Consider the following 18,083-nt stretch of genomic DNA (forward strand, 5'->3'; position numbering starts at 1 on the left):
GGTCCTAGCCGGTGCGCTTGGGCACCCACGGCAGGTCGACCAGCGGTTCCGGGATGCTCAGCCCCAGGAGCAGGACCGCGCCGCCGAAGAACAGCATCATGGCCACGTCGGTGAACCGGCTGCGGACCGCCAGCACCCCCACGTCGGACACGAACACCCGCAACAGCGCGGCGACCAGGAAGGTCCCGGCGACCATCATCGCGGCGGGACGGAACCCGCTCAGCGCCGCGGTCAGCAGCGCGGCGAACAGGCAGCCGAAGACCACCGTCGCGGGCCACTCGCGCAGCCGCCCGGGGCCGGTCGGCGAGCCGCCGCCCTCGGGCGGGAAGGTGCCCGGATCCTTCCTCCTGCCGTCCCTGCGTCGCCCCCGAGTCGTTGCCACCACGTCCACCTCTCATCGACAGGGCGAGCGATGCCGCGACCGGCCCGAAGCGGTGCGGCCCCGGGCCCGTCGCGGCCGGGTCACAGACCGGTGACCTGCCGCTCGGCGGCCTCGACGACGTTGGTGAGCAACATCGCGCGGGTCATCGGACCCACCCCGCCGGGCATCGGCGCGACCCACGCGGCCTTCTCGTACGCCTCCGGGTGCACGTCGCCGACCAGGCCGTGCTCGGTGCGGGTGATGCCCACGTCGAGCAGCACCGCGCCGGGCTTGACCATGTCGGCGCTGATCAGTCCGGGCACCCCGGCGGCGGCGATCACGATGTCGGCCTGGAGCACGTGGAACGGCAGCTCCTTGGTGCCGGTGTGGCACAGGGTCACCGTGGCGTTCTCGGTCCGGCGGGTGAGCAGCAGGCCGATCGGGCGGCCGACGGTGACCCCCCGGCCGATCACGCACACCTCCGCGCCGTTGATCTCGATGTCGTGCCGGCGCAGCAGTTCCACGATGCCGCGCGGCGTGCACGGCAGCGGCGCCTCCTGGCCGAGCACCAGCCGGCCGAGGTTGGTCGGGTGCAGGCCGTCGGCGTCCTTGTCCGGGTCCATCAGCTCCAGGACCCGGTTGGCGTCCAGGTGCCGGGGCAGCGGCAGCTGCACGATGTAGCCGGTACAGGCGGGGTCCGCGTTGAGTTCGCGGACCACGTCCTCGACCTGGTCCTGCGTCGCGTCGGCGGGCAGGTTGCGCTGGATGCTCGCGATGCCGACCTGGGCACAGTCGCGGTGCTTGCCGCGCACGTACGAGTGGCTGCCGGGGTCGTCGCCCACGAGCACGGTGCCCAGACCCGGCGTGATGCCGCGGGCCTTCAGGGCCTCGGCCCGTACGGCCAGTTCGGCTTTGATGGCGGCGGCGGTGGCCTTGCCGTCGAGGATCTGCGCCTTCAAGTTGTCTCTCCTGGTCCACGGTTCCGGGCCGGTCGTTGCGATTGTCCCGTATCCGGGCCGGCCGTGCGGCGGACCCCGTACAGCAGCCGCGCCGGCGGGGCCAGGATGCGCCGCCGGACGAACGCGGGCAGGGGTCGGGCCGCCACCGGTTCGTTCGCACGGGTGATCACCCGGCCGAGCCGCTTGAGGTGTTGCCGCAATACCGGATACCCCCACAGATCCGGGAGTTCGGGCAGGGTCGGGGGGCGGCGCTCCTCGGCGGCCGAGGCCAGTTCCTCGACGTAGGCGTCGAGTCGGGCCAGGTCGTCCTCGGGGATCGGCTCGGGCGGATCCGTGCGGTAGGTCTCGGGCGCGGTCATCAGCCGGTAGCCCAGCCGCTGGGCGGTGACGATGGCGGGCCACAGGCGTTCCGCGTCCAGGTGCCGGCCGGTGATCTCGCCGAGCGCGGACTCGTACACGCTCCACAGGTCGATCAGTTCGCGGCGCGCCGCCCGGCGGGTACTGCCCCAGGCCGGATCGTCGACGATCTGCCCGGTGACGGTGGCGCGCAGCAACATCGCCTCGGCGCGGATGGCCCGGCCCAGCTGCCGGGGCAGCCGGGTGGCCGAGGCACGCGGCCACAACACCAGGCTCGCGACCAAGCCGACCGTCAGGCCGAGCACGGTGTCGATCATCCGGGTGGCGGCCAGGTCGCCCACGTGCGCGCCGGGGCTGCCGGCGGCGGCCAGGAACAGGCCGACGGGGGTCACACAGGCGGCGCCCACGGCGAGGTTGCGGGCGATCACCGTCTGGGTGGCGCCGAACAGCAGGGCGACGACGATCACCACCAGCCACTGGTCGGGCCGCAGGTCGTGGAAGAACAGCGCGATCACCGCGACGCCGAGCAGGGTCCCGATCGCCCGTTGCAGCACCCGGCCGAAGTCGAGCACGACATTGCCGCCCTGGAGCGCGGCACCGGCCGCGATGGCCACCCACACGGGGTGCACCACCGGCAGCAGCGCGGCGACGAGCGCAGCCGAGCCGACGCCGAGGCCGGTGCGCAGCGCGGTCGGCGGCACCAGCGATGACCGGTCGAACGCGGCGCGCAGCCGCTCGCCGGCGCTGGGCCGCCGGCCGGGGATGATCTCGCCCTCCTTGACCGCGGGTTGCCCGGCCGCCGCGGCGGCGGCCCGCAGCGCGGTGCGCAGCGTGCGCTCGGCGTCGGTCTCGGTGTCGGCGAGCACCGCGGGCAGCACCGGGACGAGGGTGGGCCGCCCGACGGCGCCGGCCAGGGCGCGCACGGTCTCGGTGATCTCCGCCGGCAGCGGCCGGTCCCGCTCGACGGCGAGCAGTTGGGCGGCCTGGAACAGGTCGAGCGCGCGTCGGCACAACACCCGCAGGCGGCGGGCCTCACCGGTGCGCCGGTTGTGTCTGGTGTCGGCGCGCAGCACGGTCACCCACGCGCTGTGCACGGTCTCGGAGGCGCGGTGCCGGGCGGCGTCGCTCGGCTGGTCGCCGATCGCGGCGAAGAAGTCGGCCAGCGCCTCGAAGCAGGCGGCGAGCGCCAGGTGCTCGGGGTGGCGCGGGCGCACCAGCCAGCCGGACATCGACACCAGCCAGGCCCCGGCGGCGCCCGCGAGCACGAGGGCGCCGCGTTCGAGCACCCGGTCGGGCTGGTGCGGCAGGAACGCGCCCATCGCGCAGACCAGGGTGAACATGTACCCGCCGGGACGGTCCACCTGGAGCGCGCCGCACAGGAAGGTGGCGACGCCGGCCACCACGGTGATCACCGGGACGTACAACAGCGGCGTGCCGGCCGCGAGCGAGCCCAGCATCAGCGACACGGCCAGGCCCAGGCCGACCAGCGCGAGGGTGATACCGCGACGCGCGTAGGGCTCCTTGGCCGCGTACAGGACGGTGTAGCCGCCGAGCGCGGCGAAGGTGGCGTCGCCGAGGCCGAGGGTGGCGGTGACGATCGCGAAGGGGATGCCGACGCCGAGCGCGGCGCGGATCCCGGCGGCCCAGGTGAAACCCTTCCCGGTGAGCGTGACCAGCGGCCTGATCTGGTTCTGCGGGCCCAGCTCCGGCGGATGCACCGCCGGGAACGGAGGCAACGTCGGCGGCCCGTTCGGGTCCGCCGAGGGCCCGGGCGGCAACGCGAGGGGTGCACGTTCCGGATGGGGTCCCGGGGTCGCCTGATCCTGCATGCTCCCATGCAACGCACGTTTCGCCGGGAATGCCAAGTCCCACTCGCGCATGATCCCGCTCACCGAACCGGCGGGGACCTACCCGGCGCCAACCACTTCGGTATAAGGTGCCGCCTCCAATGGACTCTCGGGTCGTGGGGGCGACGCCGGGCTCGAACACGGCGCTCGCGCGTCGACATGCCCGGGGGTCACCGGCGTCGCGCACGGGTGTGCGCGCGTTCTCAGGGGAGAGTTCCACATGTCCCAACCTCCGGGTCCGTACGGCCCGCCGCCCGGGTACGGCGCCGAGGGCCAAGGCGCGGGCTATGGCCAACAGCCCGGTTACGGTCAGCCTGCCTACGGCCAACCGGCGTACGGCCAGCCCGATTACGGTCAGCAGGCCGGCTACGCCCAGCCGTACGGCTACGGGCCGCCGCAGAATCTCGGCGACTACTGCGCGAGTTGGGGTCGGCGCGTCGGTGGGGCGCTCCTGGACTGGCTCGTCATGTTGCCGGTGATGATCCCGTACTACATCGGGTTCGGGATGTACATGGACAAGACCGAGACCACCAGCAACCTCGACGGCAGCGAGACGACCACCTACGACGGTGGGTCCGGGCCGATCGTGCTGATGGTCGTCGGCGGTGTGCTCTCGTTCCTGTTCGGTCTCTTCCAGCTCTACCGCCAGGGCAAGACCGGTCAGACGATCGGCAAGAAGGCGGTCGGGATCAAGGTGTTGCGCGAGCGGGACGGCATGCCGGCCGGCTTCGGGATGGCCATCGTCCGCGCCATCTCGCACTTCCTCGACATCATCACGTGTTTCCTCGGCTTGTTGTGGCCGCTGTGGGACGACAAGAAGCAGACCTTCGCCGACAAGGTCTGCTCGACGGTCGTGGTCAAGGTCTGAACCCCCCACCGACGCGCGCGAGGCGCGGCCCCGTTCGGGGTCGCGCCTCGCGTGTGTCCGGGGCCGCCGGTCGGTCGGACCGGATCAGTGGAAGAAGTGCCGGGTCCCGGTGAAGTACATGGTGATGCCGGCCGCGCGCGCGGCCTCGACCACCTGCTCGTCGCGGACCGAGCCGCCCGGCTGCACGACCGCCTTGACGCCGCCCTCGATCAGCACCTCCAGGCCGTCGGGGAACGGGAAGAACGCGTCGGACGCGCCCACCGAGCCGGCCGCCCGCTCGCCGGCGCGCTGCACCGCGAGCCGGGCCGAGTCGACCCGGTTGACCTGGCCCATGCCCACCCCGACGGTCGCGCCGCCGGTCGCGAGCAGGATCGCGTTGGACTTGACCGCGCGTACCGCCCGCCAGGCGAACACCAGGTCGCGCAGCGTCTCGGCGTCGGCCGGCTCGCCGGTGGCCAGCGTCCAGGTGGCCGCGTCGTCGCCGGGCGCCTGGTAGCGGTCGGCGTTCTGAAGCAGCAACCCGCCGTCGATCTGGCGGAACTCGACCGGCGTGGCGGGCGCCTCGGGCGCACGCAGCACCCGGATGTTCTTCTTCCGGGCCAGCACCTCGACCGCGCCGTCCTCGTAGCCCGGCGCCACGATGACCTCGGTGAAGATCTCCGCGACCTGCTCGGCCATCGCCACGCTCACCGGCCGGTTGACCGCGATCACGCCGCCGAAGGCGGACAGCGGGTCGCTCGCGTGCGCCCGCAGGTGCGCCTCGGCGACGGTCTCGCCGATCGCGATGCCGCACGGGTTGGCGTGCTTGATGATCGCCACGCACGGCTGCTCGTGGTCGTAGGCGGCGCGGCGGGCCGCGTCGGTGTCCTGGTAGTTGTTGTAGGACATCTCCTTGCCGTGCAGCTGCTCGGCGCCGGCCAGGCCGCCGGTGCCATCCACGTAGAGCGCGGCGGCCTGATGCGGGTTCTCGCCGTAGCGGAGCACGTTCTCGCGGCGCCGCACCGAGCCGAGGAAGGCCGGGAAGCCCTCGTCGTCGGCCGGGGCGTAGCTGCTCGAGAACCAGGACGCGACCGCGACGTCGTACGCGGCGGTGTGGCCGAACGCCTCGCCCGCGAGCCGCTTGCGCTGCGCGAGGTCGAAGCCGCCGGCCTCGATCGCGGCGAGCACGTCGGCGTAGCGGTCCGGGCTGGTCACCACGGCCACGGACGGGTGGTTCTTGGCCGCGGCACGCACCATCGAGGGCCCGCCGATGTCGATCTGCTCGACACACTCGTCCGGCGTGGCGCCCGACTCGACGGTCGCGGTGAACGGGTACAGGTTGACCACGACCAGGTCGAACGGCCGGATCTCCAGCTCGTCGAGCTGCGCGCGGTGCGACTCCAGGCGCAGGTCGGCGAGGATGCCGGCGTGCACACGCGGGTGCAGCGTCTTGACCCGGCCGTCCAGGCACTCGGGGAAGCCGGTCAGCTCCTCGACCTTGGTCACGGGCACGCCCGCGGCGGCGATCCGGCCGGCGGTGGAGCCGGTGGAGACCAGTTCGACCCCGGCGGCGTGCAGGCCGCGGGCCAGCTCCTCCAGGCCGGTCTTGTCGTACACGCTGATCAGCGCGCGACGGATCGGGCGCAGCCCGTCCTGGTCGGCGGGGGTGGGGGTGGGGGTGGGGGCGGCGGAAGTCATGCGGGGATCCGGACCTTTCTTCCTTCGATGCGGTAGCCCTCGCGGGCCAGCCGGCCCACGACCTCGACGAGCAGGGTGCGCTCGACAGTCTTGATGCGCTCGTGCAACGCCTCGCCGCCGTCGGCGTGATCGCCGTCCTCGACCGCGACGACGCCCTGAGCGATGATCGGCCCGGTGTCCACGCCGGCGTCCACGAGGTGCACCGTGCAGCCGGTCACCTTGGCGCCGTACGCGAGCGCGTCCCGGACGCCGTGCGCGCCGGGGAACGAGGGCAGCAGTGCGGGGTGGGTGTTGACGGTGCGTCCCTCGAAGCGGGCCAGAAAGCGCGGGCCCAGGATCTTCATGAAGCCGGCCGAGACGACCAGGTCGGGCTCGTACGCGGCGACCGCGGCGGCGAGCGCCGCGTCCCAGTCGGCCCGGGTGGGGTGGTCGGACACCCGTTCGACGAAGGTGGGTACACCGGCGCGTTCGGCGCGGGCCGGCCCCGCGATGTTGTCGCGGTCGGCGCCCACGGCCACCACGCGCGCCCCGTACGCGGGATCCGCGCACGCGTCGAGCAGGGCCTGCAGGTTGGTGCCGGAGCCGGAGACGAGGACGACGAGCCGGGCCGGCCCGGGGGTGCGCGGGGCGTGAACGGCCACTGCTTTCAAGCTCTTTCCGGAAGGGAAGGGCGGGAGGGGCACCCAAGGGATTCGGGCTCTCGCCGGGATCTCGCACGGGTCCGGCGGGCGTTCCCCGACAAGAGGCGGGAACACGGAGCGGCGCCCGTACGTCGGCAACGATAGCGTCAGGGGGTAGGCAGTACCGAACCGGCGGGGTGGGATGCCATCGGCGGTGCCGGCGTGATCCGGTCGACGGGCCCACGGGCCGCGGTCGACGGGGGCCTCCGGGCCCCGCGGACGCCGCCGCCCGGCTACGGTGCACCCCGCACACGTACGATCCTGGGAAGGGAATCCCGCGATCCGGCACGACGAGGGCAGGCAGAGGATGAGTACCGGCAACGAGACCGACGAGCGGGATCCCTACGCCCCGCCGCCGGAGGGTACGCCCGACCGCCCGCCGGCCGCCCCGTGGAACGTGCCCGGCAACGGGCGAGGGGACGGCAACGGAGGCAACCGGCAGGGCCGCGAGGACCGGCCGCAGCGGGCGCCGCGCGAGCCGCGCGAGCAGCCCGACCCGAAGGACGTCCGGGTCCGCAACGCGCGCCTGGCGCTGTGGGCGGGGGTGTGGGCGGTGTTCTTCGCCCTGTTCTTCCCGTCCGACCTGGGCCTGGTGCTCGGCGTGGTGCTGGGTGTGGTCGCTCTGGCACTCGGCATTCGCACCGTCCGCGGCACCACCCCGGCCACCGCCGGGCCGCGGATCGAGGAGGGCCCGGGCGGTACCGCCCGACACCCGGGGCACGCCCCCGGCGGCCCGGCCCACCGGCCCCGCGTGCGCCGGCCGGCCCGCGCCCGCTCGGGCGCCGCGCTCGCGGGTTTGGTCACCGGCGCGATCGCGGTGGTCTACGTGCTGGGCGTGTGGACCTTCGAGGCGGTCAACAAGGACTACTACGACTGCATGGACAGCGCGCTCACCAAGACGGGCGAGCAGCGCTGCCTGGACAAGCTGCCGGACCGGTACCACTGGGTCGTGGACGGCACGTTCTAGGGCTCCTGCCGGGTTCGGGGCTCGGCCCTTCGGGGGTCGGAGTCTCGGGGCTCGGAGTTGCGAGGCTCGGAGTTGCGGGGCTCGGAGTTTCGGGGCTCGGAGTTTCGGGGCTTTGTGTTTCGGGGTTCCGCGGATTCGAGGAGCGGGTGCGCTCCCGCGTCGGTCGGGTCGGGATGGAACGAGGCGAGGGCCGTCTCCGCTGTGGCGGGGGCGGCCTTCGGGCTTTCCGGGGTCTGCGGGTTTGCCGGGCTCCCTGGGCTCCCTGGGGTCGTCGCGTCGTCCGGGCCGGGCCGGTCCGCCGGGCCTCTTCGGGGCTCCCGGCCGCGCCACCACGTGGCGGCCAGGGCGGCGGGGGCGGCGACCAGGGCGATCTCGACGGTGAGCGCGGCGGCGGTGCGCCATACGTTCGGGCCCAGGTCGGCGAGGTTGGCCAGGCCGGCCGTGCCGGTGGCCAGGCGGGTCGAGGCGAGGGCAAGCAGGCCGACGCCCACACCGGCGCCGACCGCGTGCGCGGTGACCGGGAGCCAGGACCGGGGCGGCTCGGCACGGGCCGCGAAGCAGCCCGCCACGACGCCCGCGAGCACCGGAAGCACCGCGGGCGCCCATGCGGTGGAGGGCACCGTCGCGGGGCCCGGCAGGGCGGCGAGCAGCGGCAGCGTGGGCAGCGTGCCGAACGTGCTGCCGGTGGGCGCGATGGTGGTGGCCGCGCCCAGCACGAAGCCGGTGCCGGCCGCGTAGCACACCGCCCACACGATCGCGTTGGGCACCAGGGCCGCACACAACACGGCCAGCGCCGCGAAGCCGACCGCGTCGTTCGTGGTCAGCTTCAGGGCCAGGCGGATCTGCCCCGCGTGGGCGAACAGACAGACCAGGACCAGCAGCGCCCCGCCCGCCGCGAGCACCGCGGCCGAGGCCAGACCCGCGCGGACCGCGGGCACCCGGACCAGGATCGGGCCGAACGCGCCCAGCACACCCGCCACCAGGACACCGATCCCGGCGACCGCGACCGTGTCCTGGACCGGCCGCACGCTCGCGGTGCCGACACCGGCGGCCACCGCGTACATCAGGCCCGTGTACACCGGCACCTGCGCCGCGAGCACGAGCACCGTCCCGGCGACGCCGTCGGCGAGCCGTCGGCCCATCCGACACAGCAGCCAGATCAGCGGGACGGTCAGGCCGAGCGGGGCGAGCCGCAGCGGCACCACGGTCACGATCGGCGCGACGGAGCCGGTGGCGGCGTGGCTGGTCTCCACGACCTCGAAGCCGACGTGATGCGCGGCGAGCCAGATCCCGCCGACCACGCGCAACAGCGCCTGGGGGTGGTCGAAGCTGCCCGAGCCGACGCCGCAGGTGGCCACGATCAGGATCAGCAGGGCGACCGTGCCGAGCCCGGCCGCGGCCACGAGCAGCGCGGACACCACGCCTCGGGCCAGCGCCTGGGCGATCCGGGCGGTGTCCGGACGGTGCGCGGCGAGGGCGCTCAGGGCCGCCGCGCCGGGCAGCGTGGACCACGGGGGCAGCGTCGAACCGGTGGGCGCGGGCGGGCCCCAGGGGCGGGCGGGCGGCGGTTCGCAGGCGTCGGGGGTCTCGACCGGGGCGAGCGCGGGGAGGACGTCCGGAGGGCGGTCGGGCCTGGGCGGAACGACCGGGGGCGGGGCGTCGGGGCGCGGGGGCGCCGCCGGGGGTTCGTAGGCCGTTTCCGGTGCCTCGGGTGCCGCCGAAGGCGCGTGCGCCGTGTCCGGTGCCGCCGAGGGTTGCCGAGGTGTCGGGGCCGGCGTGTCGTGGGTGTGTACCGCGTCGGCTGCTCGGGCCGGCTCCGCCGTCTCGTCGAGCGAGGTGGGGGGCGTGCTCGACGGCGCGGGCGGCTGCTCGAAGGGCCCGGAGCGGCGCCCCAGCAGGCTCTCCACGCCGGCCCACGGGCCGGCTCGGACCACCGCCCAGGGTGCCGACGAGCCACGCTCGGTTTCCGGCATTTCGGTCACGATCCCCATGGTGCCCGCGCGACTGCGATCCGGGCCGCATATGCCTGCCGAGCGGGGCAAGACACCCCATTTGCTCGATCACAAGCATTTAATATGCATTTTCGGTCGACCCTCGGGTACCTCAGCCCCTCATGGGCATCGACGACGAGCACACGGTCCCGCGCGCGAGCGCCCCGGGGTTCGACGCCCTGGTCGCGGCGACCGCCCCCGACATCGCGCGCTACACGTTCTTGTTGACCGCGAGCCCCACACGAGCCGCGCACGTGACCCGGCACGCCTTCGCCCGGGTCTGGCGCGACCTGCCGGACGCGGCGGACACCCCGGCCGACGCCGCCTACGTACGCACGGTCGCCGGCGACCTCGCGCTGGGCCGCCGGTTCCTGGTCCGCCGGGCGCTGTGGCGGCTCGTACCGCACCCCGACCGCACCGCCCGGGTGGTTCCGCACGCCGACGACGACACGCGGCGCGAGCAGGACATCGCGCTCCTGCGCGCGCTCCAGCGGGTGCCCGCGCACCGGCGCCGGGTCTTCGTCCTGCGGCACCTGTTCGGGTTGTCCCCGGAGCAGGTGGCGGCCGAGACCGAGGCAACCACCGAGGTGACCCGGATCCGGCTGATACACGCCCACGAGGACCTCGCCGACCGGATCCCGGCGATCACCGGCCCGTCGCCGAACTGCGCCGAGGCACACGCGTTCCTGAGCACGCTCACCCGCGACCTGGCCGCCCGCCACGCGCCGCAGGTCCCCCGGGCCCACGCCGCGCGCGTGGGCAGCCGGGCGCGGACCGCGACGCTGGTCACCGTGGTGGTCGCGGCGATCCTGGCGCTCTTCGTGGCCGCGCTCCCCCGGCTGCTCACCCCGGGCACCTCACGCGACTCGCGCGCGGGCGACCGGGTAAGGCCGCTCACCGGCCCGGGGGTGGCCCGCCCGGTGCCGCCGATGCCCGCGGAGCGCACGGAGGCGCCGACCGCGGCACCGGCCACGCCCGAGGCTCCTGCGCCGCCGTCCCCCGCGCCGCCCGCGGACGGGCAACCGGCCCTCGGCGTGACGCCCGCCCCCGCCGCCCCGGAGCGGCTCGCGCCGCTGCTCCGACCGGCGACGCCCACCGGTGCCCGGACCACGGCCGACCTGCGGGCGGGCACGGGGGCCGCGGCGACCGGGCCGGGCCGGCTGCTGGCCCCGGAGCGGGCCTTCGTCCTCGACACGAGTTGCGTGAACAACGGGCTGCGCCGGCCGGCGTCGCCCTGACCGGCCGGGGAAGGCACGACGCCCCGCATCCCACCGGAAACGGCGGGGTGCGGGGCGTCGTCGGTGACCGGGTGGGTCAGCCGGCCATGATCTCGCGCATCAGGCGCGCCGTCTCGGACGGCGTCTTGCCGACCTTGACGCCGACGGCCTCGAGCGCGTCCTGCTTGGCCTGCGCGGTGCCCGAGGAGCCCGAGACGATGGCGCCGGCGTGGCCCATGGTCTTGCCCTCGGGGGCGGTGAAGCCCGCGACGTAGCCGACGACCGGCTTGGTGATGTGCTCGGCGATGTAGGCCGCGGCACGCTCCTCGGCGTCGCCGCCGATCTCGCCGATCATCACGATCGCGTCGGTGTCCGGGTCGTCCTGGAACGCCTGGAGGCAGTCGATGTGCGTGGTGCCGATGATCGGGTCGCCACCGATGCCGACGGCGGTCGAGAAGCCGATGTCGGCCAGCTCGTACATCATCTGGTAGGTCAGCGTGCCCGACTTGGACACCAGACCGATCCGACCCGGCTTGGTGATGCTGGCCGGGATGATGCCCGCGTTGGACTGACCGGGGGTGATCAGGCCGGGACAGTTCGGGCCGATGATCCGGGTCTTGTTGCCCTTGGCGCCGGCGAGCGCCCAGAACTGCGCGGTGTCGTGCACCGGCACGCCCTCGGTGATCACCACGGCGAGACCGATGCCGGCCTCGATCGCCTCGACCACGGCGTCCTTGGTGAACTTCGGCGGCACGAAGACCACGGTGACGTCGGCGCCGGTGGCCTCCATGGCCTCGGCCACGGTGCCGAATACCGGTACCTCGGTGCCGTCCACGTCGACCGTGGTGCCGGCCTTGCGCGGGTTCACGCCACCGACGATGTTCGTCCCGGAGGCGAGCATCCGGTGGGTGTGCTTCATCCCCTCGGAGCCGGTCATGCCCTGGACGATGACCTTGCTGTCCTTGGTCAGGAAGATAGCCATGCTGGGTCGGTCTCCCTTACTTCGCGGCAGCGAGCTCGGCGGCCCGCTCGGCCGCGCCATCCATGGTGTCCACCTGCTGGACCAGCGGGTGGTTCGCGTCGGTCAGGATCTGCCGACCCAGCTCCGCGTTGTTGCCGTCCAGTCGCACGACGAGCGGCTTGGTGACCGCCTCGCCCTTCTGCTTCAGCAGTTCGAGCGCCTGCACGATGCCGTTCGCGACCGCGTCACACGCGGTGATGCCGCCGAAGACGTTGACGAAGACCGACTTGACGTCGGCGTCGCCCAGGATGATCTCCAGGCCGTTCGCCATCACCTCGGCGGACGCGCCGCCGCCGATGTCGAGGAAGTTGGCGGGCTTGACGCCGCCGTGGTTCTCCCCGGCGTACGCGACCACGTCGAGCGTGGACATGACCAGGCCCGCGCCGTTGCCGATGATGCCGACCGAACCGTCGAGCTTGACGTAGTTCAGACCCTTGGCCTTGGCCGCCGCCTCCAGCGGGTCGGCCGCGTCCTTGTCCTCGAGCGCCTCGTGGTCGGGGTGGCGGAAGTCGGCGTTCTCGTCGAGCGAGACCTTGCCGTCCAGCGCGATGATCTTGCCCTCTTCGGACTTGATCAGCGGGTTCACCTCGACGAGCGTGGCGTCCTCTTCGACGAAGACCGTCCAGAGCGTCTTGAGGGTCGCGACGATCTGGTCGTGCAGCTCGGCCGGGAACTTCGCCGCCTCGACGATCTCGCGGGCCTTGGCCTCGGTCACGCCCTCGATCGCGTCGACCGGGATCTTGGCGAGCGCGTCGGGGTTCTCCTCGGCGACGACCTCGATCTCGACGCCGCCCTCGACGGACGCCATCGCGAGGAAGGTGCGGTTGGTGCGGTCGAGCAGGAACGAGACGTAGTACTCGTCCACCGGCTTGGCCAGCCCGGCCAGCATGACCTTCTTGACGATGTGGCCCTTGATGTCGAGGCCGAGGATCTGCTCGGTCTTCTCGACGACCTCGTCGGTGCTGAAGGCCAGCTTCACGCCGCCGGCCTTGCCGCGGCCACCGACCTTCACCTGAGCCTTGACAACGGCCTTGCCGCCCATACGCTCGGCGGCGGCTCGTGCCTCCTCCGGCGTGAAGACGACTTCACCGGGCAGAACCGGCACACCGTGCTTAGCGAAGAGATCCCTCGCCTGGTACTCGAACAGGTCCACGCGGGTCCGTCCTTGTGATCGCGATCGGATATGCGGAACATGCGCAGCCGCGTCCGTCGTCGCGCAGGTCCGGCAGGCTCGCCCCCGGTTCCGGTGGACGGCGTCCGCACGCGTAGCTGATCCGCCTTGCAGGCTATCGGGCACGGGTACCAGGCCCGAATCAGGGTCTGGGTCCCACTCCCGGTCTCTTCTCGACGACGGCGGCACCGCGCGTCGAGATCCGCCTGTTTGCGCCTGTTCCACCGTGACACAGGGAACACACCAAAACGGACAGTGACCACGCAATGTGGCCGACGCCACGCCGAACGCCGCGGCTGCCGATCACTCCCGGCCGAAACCCCGACGCCCGAGCGCACGGACGGTCGGACTTCCTACGGCTTCGGGATCGGGAGGGGCAGGCCCTGGATCGCGGCGGCCATCACCTCCGGGAACAGGTCGGGGGTGCAGGCGAAGGCGGGACTGCCGATCGCGGACAGGGCCGCGGCGTTGGTGTGGTCGTAGGCCGGGGCGCCCTCGTCGGACAGGGCCAGCAGGGTGACGAAGGTGGTGCCGGCGGCCTGCATGCTCGCCGCGCGGCGGACCATCTCGTCCCGCACACCGCCCTCGTACAGGTCGCTGATCAGCACGACGACCGTCTCCGTCGGCCGGGTGATCAGCGACTGGCAGTAGGTCAGCGCGCGGTTGATGTCGGTGCCGCCGCCGAGTCGGGTGCCGAAGAGTACGTCGACCGGGTCGCTCAGCCGGTCGGTCAGGTCGACCACGCTCGTGTCGAAGACCACCAGGGAGGTCCGCAGCGCGTGCATCGAGCCGAGCACGGCGCCGAACACCGACGCGTAGACCACCGAGGCCGCCATCGAGCCGGACTGGTCGACGCACAGGATCACGTCCTTGTGCACCCCGTGCCGCCGACGCCCGTAGCCGACCAGGCGTTCCGGCACGATCGTGCGGTGCTCGGGCTGGTAGTGACCGAGGTTGGCCCGGATCGTGGCGTTCCAGTCGATGTCCCGCGGGCGCGGGCGGTGCACCCGGGTCGAGCGGTCGAGCGCGCCTCGGACCAGGCTCGTGGTGCGTTGCGCGACCCGGCGCTCCAGGTCGTCGACGACGCGGCGGACCACCGCGCGGGCGGCCTCCTTCGTCGCCTCGGGCATCAGCGCGGTGAGCGCGAGCAGGGTGGCGACCAGGTGCACGTCGGGTTCGACGGCGGCCAGCATCTCCGGCTCCAGGAGCAGCCGGGTCAGGTCGAGCCGCTCGATCGCGTCGTGCTGGAGGATGCTCACCACGCCCGCCGGGAAGTAGGCGCGGATGTCGCCGAGCCAGCGGGCCACCGACGGCGCGGAGGCGCCGAGGCCGGCGGCGCGCGGCCCGGTCGCCCGGCGGCTGCCGCGCGGGGCCTGGGTCTCGGGGCGGTACAGCGCGCTCAGCGCCTGATCGATGCGGGCGTCGTCGCCGGTGAGCCCGTGGCCGGTGCCGTCGGGTTCGCCGCCGAGTATCAGGCGCCAGCGGCGCAGCCGTTCGTCGTCGGCCTTGCTCGTCACGGGGTCACCTCCCGGTGCGCCAGGCCCAGGATCCCGGCCAGCAGTGGCAGTACGGCGTCGGCGCGCGCGCCGTCGAAGTGCTCGGCGGTGGCGATCGGGACGGCGGCCCGCGCCGGGGTGCGGATGCGCTCGCCGAGCAGCCGGCGCTCGGGCGCGGCGAAGCCGGCGAAGGTGCGGCGCAGCAGCGGCAGGATCTCCACGAACAGGTCGTCGGGGGTGCCGGTGATCCAGGCGTCGACCAGGTCGAGGAGTCCTTCGTCGTGGATCAGCAGCATGCCGCCGCCGGCCAGGAATCCCTCGATCCAGGCCGCCGATTCGCGATGCGGGACGCCCCGGGTGAGGGCGCGGGCCAGGCGGGGCGCGGCGTCCTCCGGCGCGAGGCGGCCCCGGTCGAGCAGCAGGCGGGTGGCCCGTCCGGTGAGCAGGCCGGGCAGGTTCTCCCGGTCGGCGAGCCGCCGCAGGGTGGCGTACCACTCGTCCTGTCGGCGCTCCGGCAGCAGTTGTACGGCGGCGTGCACGTCGTCGAGGCGACGGCGCATCGCGGCGGCGCCGTCGTGGTCCAGTCCGGCGCAGGCCGCGGGCAGCCCGACGCAGATCCGGACCACCAGGCCGGCCACGACGGTGTCGAGCGCCGAGGTGTCGGTGCCCCGGACGTCGCCGTAGCGCAGTGCCCGCACCAGTCCCGGCAGCGCTTCGGCGAGTCGGCCGACGTCGGCGTCCAGGGCGGCGCGCCGGTCGAGCACCCGCATGATCACCGGCAGCGCGTCGGGCAGGTCGGCGCGCAGGCAGCGTTCGGCGACGTCGGTGACGTCGGCGAGCGATTCGGCCCGGATCGCCAGGTCGCTCGCGCGCGCCTCGGCCGCGGCGACCACGGTGGTCCCCCACACGCCGGCCTCGGCCACCCGGATCGCCAACTCCGGCTGCCAGTCCAGGCGCCAGGTTTCGCGGAAGGTGCCCCGGCTCTCCCGGCCCGGGACCGGCACGCCCCACGGGACGTCGAGCAGGGCGAGCCGGTTGAGCAGTCGGCTGCGGTCGGCATGCGAGTCCTTGCGCAGGTCGAGTTCCAGTTCGCGGGCGGCGGGCTCGGGCCGGAGCCGCAGTCGGCGCTGCTCGCGGGTGAGGTCGCGCTGGAGCGGTACGGCGGGCACCGTCGGCGGCACCTCGCCGATCACGTCGCCGACCACGAGAGCGTCGTGCACCAGCGCGAGCGGCCCGGTGACGCCGTCGCACATCACCGCGCGGACCGCTTCGAGGGTCTCGTCCAGACCGGCCAGCGGTCGTCCGCGCAGCGCGGCGAGCGCGTCGGCGTGCCGGGTCGCCTCGATCACATGCGCGGAGGAGACCGGGTGGCCCGCCTCGCGAAGCAGCGTGGCGATCCGGACGAACCAGCGGGGCAGCGGGTCGGGCTCGGCGGCGGTGTCGAACAGGTGCCGGTACCAGCCCGGGGACGCGACACCGGCCCCGTAGCCGGAGCTCTGCGCGAGGCGGTGGTGGGTCCACGGCACCCACGTGGTCTCGACCTTGACCGCTGCCCGGTGCGGCGCGAGCAGCGCGCGGTCGGCGGCGGCGGAGGGCGGGTCGGCGAGCGCGGGCACGTGCCAGGCGCCGCACACCACGGCGATCCGGCTGTGTCCGGCCCGGCGCGCGGAGCGGATGCACTGGCGCATGTACGCCTCGCGCAGTCGTTCGATGTCGGGCTCGGCGCTCGGGCCCGGGTCGACGGCGGGCCGCTCGTCCTCGCGCAGCGCGGCCATCGCCTCGGCGAGCGCCGCAAAGGGCCGCAGCGGGTCGTCGGCGGGCGGGCGGTGCTCGATCACGTCCTCCCACCAGTGCTCGGCGTCGTCCCGACCGGCCAGTCGGGCCAACGCGGCGATCGGGTCCACCGGGGGCGGGACGGGCTCGGCCGGCTCGTCGCCCTCGCGCTCGCGGCGGGCCCGGTCGAAGGTGAAGGACACCGCGACCGGCAGGTCGATGAACCGGACCGGGACGCCGTGCCCGCTCGCGTGGGTGATGGCCACCCACTCGGGGCTGAAGTCGGCGTACGGCCAAAAGCCGGCCTGCGCCGGATCGTCGACCGCGTGCGCGAGCAGCGCGACAGGCGGACGCAGGCCCGGCTCGGCGGCGAAGGACAGCAGTGGGTCGGCCTCGGGCGGACCCTCGATCAGCACGATGTCGGGCCGCAGCCGGGCCAGCGCGGCGCCGACCGCGCGGGCCGAGCCGGGGCCGTGGTGCCGCACGCCGAGCAGGGTCGGTCGCGCGGCCGGGGGCCGCGCCATCAGGCCGGGTCCGCGTCGCGGCAGGCCCGGTAGAAGTCCTGCCAGTCGGCGCGCGGGCGCACCGCGGTCTCCAGGTATTCGCGCCAGACCAGGGTGTCGGCGGCCGGGTCCTTGACCACCGCGCCCAGGATCCCCGCCGCCACGTCGGCCGAGCGCAGCACACCGTCGCCGAAGTGCGCGGCGAGCGCGAGGCCGCCGGTGACCACGGAGATCGCCTCGGCGGTGGACAGCGGCCCGGACGGGGTCTTCAGCCTGGTCCGTCCGTCTTCGGTGAGGCCGGCGCGCAGTTCGCGGAACACCGTGACCACACGCCGCAGTTCGGCCTCGGCACCGGCCACCGGCGGCAGTTCCAGGCCCGAGCCGAGCTGGGCCACCCGGCGGCTGACGATCTCCACCTCCGCGTCGGCGGTCGCGGGCAGCGGGAGCACCACGGTGTTGAACCGGCGGCGCAGGGCCGACGAGAGTTCGTTGACCCCGCGGTCGCGGTCGTTGGCGGTGGCGATCAGGTTGAACCCGCGCACCGCCTGCACCTCGTCGTTCAACTCCGGTACGGGCAGGGTCTTCTCGGACAAGATGGTGATCAGCGAGTCCTGCACGTCGGCCGGAATGCGGGTCAACTCCTCGACCCGGGCGAGCAATCCGCGGCTCATCGCGCGCATCACGGGGCCGGCCACCATGGCCGCGCGACTGGGCCCGTGCGCGAGCAGTCGGGCGTAGTTCCAGCCGTAGCGGATGGCCTCCTCGGGGGTGCCGGCGGTGCCCTGGACGAGCAGCGTGGAGTCACCGCACACGGCGGCGGCCAGATGCTCCGACACCCACGTCTTGGCCGTGCCCGGCACGCCGAGCAGCAGCAGCGCGCGGTCGGTGGCCAGCGTGGTGACGGCGACCTCGACGATCCGGCGCGGCCCGATGTACTTGGGCGAGATCACCGTGCCGTCGGGCAACGTGCCGCCGAGCAGGTAGGTGGCCACCGCCCACGGCGACAACCTCCACCGCGGCGGCCGGGGCCGCTCGTCGGCGGCGGCGAGCGCGGCCAACTCCCCGGCGAACGCGTCCTCGGCATGCGCCCGAAGCACACCCTGATCGACCCGCGCACCCGATTCGGCAGACACGCCCACCACGGCTCCCCCAGCGCTCGAACAAACCCGAACAGGGACAAGTCTGCCGGTCGGGT

14 protein-coding genes are annotated in these 18,083 nt (G+C 73.9%); 3 read left to right on the forward strand and 11 right to left on the reverse strand.

The genetic code is table 11. The features are described from left to right. Positions 1-4 precede the first annotated feature (4 nt). The 3 genes from ACFXKZ_RS32780 to ACFXKZ_RS32790 form a co-directional block, all read right to left on the reverse strand. Positions 5-382, reverse strand: coding sequence for a DUF3017 domain-containing protein (locus ACFXKZ_RS32780; RefSeq protein ID WP_380005281.1), 378 nt, complete (start codon positions 380-382; stop codon positions 5-7). An 80-nt stretch (positions 383-462) separates the two neighbouring features. After that, on the reverse strand, positions 463-1,320 hold the full coding sequence (locus tag ACFXKZ_RS32785; protein ID WP_380005283.1) for a bifunctional methylenetetrahydrofolate dehydrogenase/methenyltetrahydrofolate cyclohydrolase: 858 nt from the start codon (positions 1,318-1,320) through the stop codon (positions 463-465). Further along, entirely contained in the window at positions 1,317-3,506 is a 2,190-nt protein-coding gene (locus ACFXKZ_RS32790; protein WP_380005285.1) for an FUSC family protein, read from the reverse strand. Before ACFXKZ_RS32790 ends, ACFXKZ_RS32785 begins: the two co-directional genes overlap by 4 nt. A 238-nt stretch (positions 3,507-3,744) precedes the next feature. On the opposite strand from ACFXKZ_RS32790, the gene ACFXKZ_RS32795 reads away from it, so the two are divergent. Then, positions 3,745-4,392, forward strand: a complete 648-nt coding sequence (locus ACFXKZ_RS32795; RefSeq protein ID WP_380005287.1) for an RDD family protein — start codon at positions 3,745-3,747, stop codon at positions 4,390-4,392. Between the two features lie 84 nt (positions 4,393-4,476). Here the strand turns inward: ACFXKZ_RS32795 and purH are convergent, their stop codons facing one another. Further along, positions 4,477-6,069 carry a bifunctional phosphoribosylaminoimidazolecarboxamide formyltransferase/IMP cyclohydrolase gene (purH, locus tag ACFXKZ_RS32800; protein WP_380005289.1) on the reverse strand — a complete coding sequence of 531 codons (1,593 nt, stop codon included), beginning with the start codon at positions 6,067-6,069 and terminating at the stop codon, positions 4,477-4,479. Beyond that, positions 6,066-6,710, reverse strand: coding sequence for a phosphoribosylglycinamide formyltransferase (gene purN, locus ACFXKZ_RS32805; RefSeq protein WP_380005291.1), 645 nt, complete (start codon positions 6,708-6,710; stop codon positions 6,066-6,068). Before purN ends, purH begins: the two co-directional genes overlap by 4 nt. A 346-nt stretch (positions 6,711-7,056) precedes the next feature. Here purN and ACFXKZ_RS32810 point away from each other — a divergent pair, with 346 nt between their 5' ends. Continuing rightward, a complete protein-coding gene (locus ACFXKZ_RS32810) occupies positions 7,057-7,716 on the forward strand; it encodes a hypothetical protein (protein ID WP_380005293.1) in 660 nt (219 codons plus the stop codon). Here ACFXKZ_RS32810 and ACFXKZ_RS32815 read toward each other — a convergent pair. Continuing rightward, positions 7,713-9,689 carry a DUF6350 family protein gene (locus ACFXKZ_RS32815; RefSeq protein WP_380005583.1) on the reverse strand — a complete coding sequence of 659 codons (1,977 nt, stop codon included), beginning with the start codon at positions 9,687-9,689 and terminating at the stop codon, positions 7,713-7,715. The genes ACFXKZ_RS32810 and ACFXKZ_RS32815 overlap by 4 nt on opposite strands. Before the next feature lie 140 nt (positions 9,690-9,829). Here ACFXKZ_RS32815 and ACFXKZ_RS32820 point away from each other — a divergent pair, with 140 nt between their 5' ends. Next, positions 9,830-10,945 (forward strand): RNA polymerase sigma factor, encoded by a 1,116-nt coding sequence (locus ACFXKZ_RS32820; protein WP_380005295.1) that lies wholly within the window; start codon positions 9,830-9,832, stop codon positions 10,943-10,945. A gap of 76 nt (positions 10,946-11,021) precedes the next feature. On the opposite strand, the gene sucD is transcribed toward ACFXKZ_RS32820, so the two are convergent. From sucD to ACFXKZ_RS32845, 5 genes are all read right to left on the reverse strand, one after another. Continuing rightward, positions 11,022-11,906, reverse strand: a complete 885-nt coding sequence (gene sucD, locus ACFXKZ_RS32825; protein WP_126637535.1) for a succinate--CoA ligase subunit alpha — start codon at positions 11,904-11,906, stop codon at positions 11,022-11,024. A 16-nt stretch (positions 11,907-11,922) separates the two neighbouring features. Continuing rightward, positions 11,923-13,098, reverse strand: coding sequence for an ADP-forming succinate--CoA ligase subunit beta (sucC, locus tag ACFXKZ_RS32830; protein WP_078975664.1), 1,176 nt, complete (start codon positions 13,096-13,098; stop codon positions 11,923-11,925). Between the two features lie 371 nt (positions 13,099-13,469). Further along, positions 13,470-14,633: a VWA domain-containing protein gene (locus tag ACFXKZ_RS32835; protein ID WP_380005298.1), complete on the reverse strand. Its 1,164-nt coding sequence runs from the start codon at positions 14,631-14,633 to the stop codon at positions 13,470-13,472. Next, positions 14,630-16,909 carry a DUF5682 family protein gene (locus ACFXKZ_RS32840; protein WP_380005300.1) on the reverse strand — a complete coding sequence of 760 codons (2,280 nt, stop codon included), beginning with the start codon at positions 16,907-16,909 and terminating at the stop codon, positions 14,630-14,632. The genes ACFXKZ_RS32835 and ACFXKZ_RS32840 overlap by 4 nt, the downstream gene beginning before the upstream one ends. Then, positions 16,909-18,021, reverse strand: a complete 1,113-nt coding sequence (locus ACFXKZ_RS32845) for an AAA family ATPase (protein ID WP_380005302.1) — start codon at positions 18,019-18,021, stop codon at positions 16,909-16,911. Before ACFXKZ_RS32845 ends, ACFXKZ_RS32840 begins: the two co-directional genes overlap by 1 nt. Positions 18,022-18,083: the final 62 nt, after the last annotated feature.

Origin of the sequence: Embleya sp. NPDC059237, assembly GCF_042754105.1 — a bacterium.
Lineage (GTDB): Bacteria > Actinomycetota > Actinomycetes > Streptomycetales > Streptomycetaceae > Embleya.

Excerpts from the sequence above, each read along its gene's own strand:
- ACFXKZ_RS32795 (WP_380005287.1), top strand. The coding sequence starts at position 3,745 with ATGTCCCAACCTCCGGGTCCGTACGGCCCGCCGCCCGGGTACGGCGCC.
- ACFXKZ_RS32820 (WP_380005295.1), top strand. The coding sequence starts at position 9,830 with ATGGGCATCGACGACGAGCACACGGTCCCGCGCGCGAGCGCCCCGGGG.
- purH (WP_380005289.1), bottom strand. The coding sequence starts at position 6,069 with ATGACTTCCGCCGCCCCCACCCCCACCCCCACCCCCGCCGACCAGGAC.
- ACFXKZ_RS32790 (WP_380005285.1), bottom strand. The coding sequence starts at position 3,506 with ATGCAGGATCAGGCGACCCCGGGACCCCATCCGGAACGTGCACCCCTC.
- ACFXKZ_RS32815 (WP_380005583.1), bottom strand. The coding sequence starts at position 9,689 with ATGCCGGAAACCGAGCGTGGCTCGTCGGCACCCTGGGCGGTGGTCCGA.
- ACFXKZ_RS32840 (WP_380005300.1), bottom strand. The coding sequence starts at position 16,909 with ATGGCGCGGCCCCCGGCCGCGCGACCGACCCTGCTCGGCGTGCGGCAC.
- ACFXKZ_RS32810 (WP_380005293.1), top strand. The coding sequence starts at position 7,057 with ATGAGTACCGGCAACGAGACCGACGAGCGGGATCCCTACGCCCCGCCG.
- sucD (WP_126637535.1), bottom strand. The coding sequence starts at position 11,906 with ATGGCTATCTTCCTGACCAAGGACAGCAAGGTCATCGTCCAGGGCATG.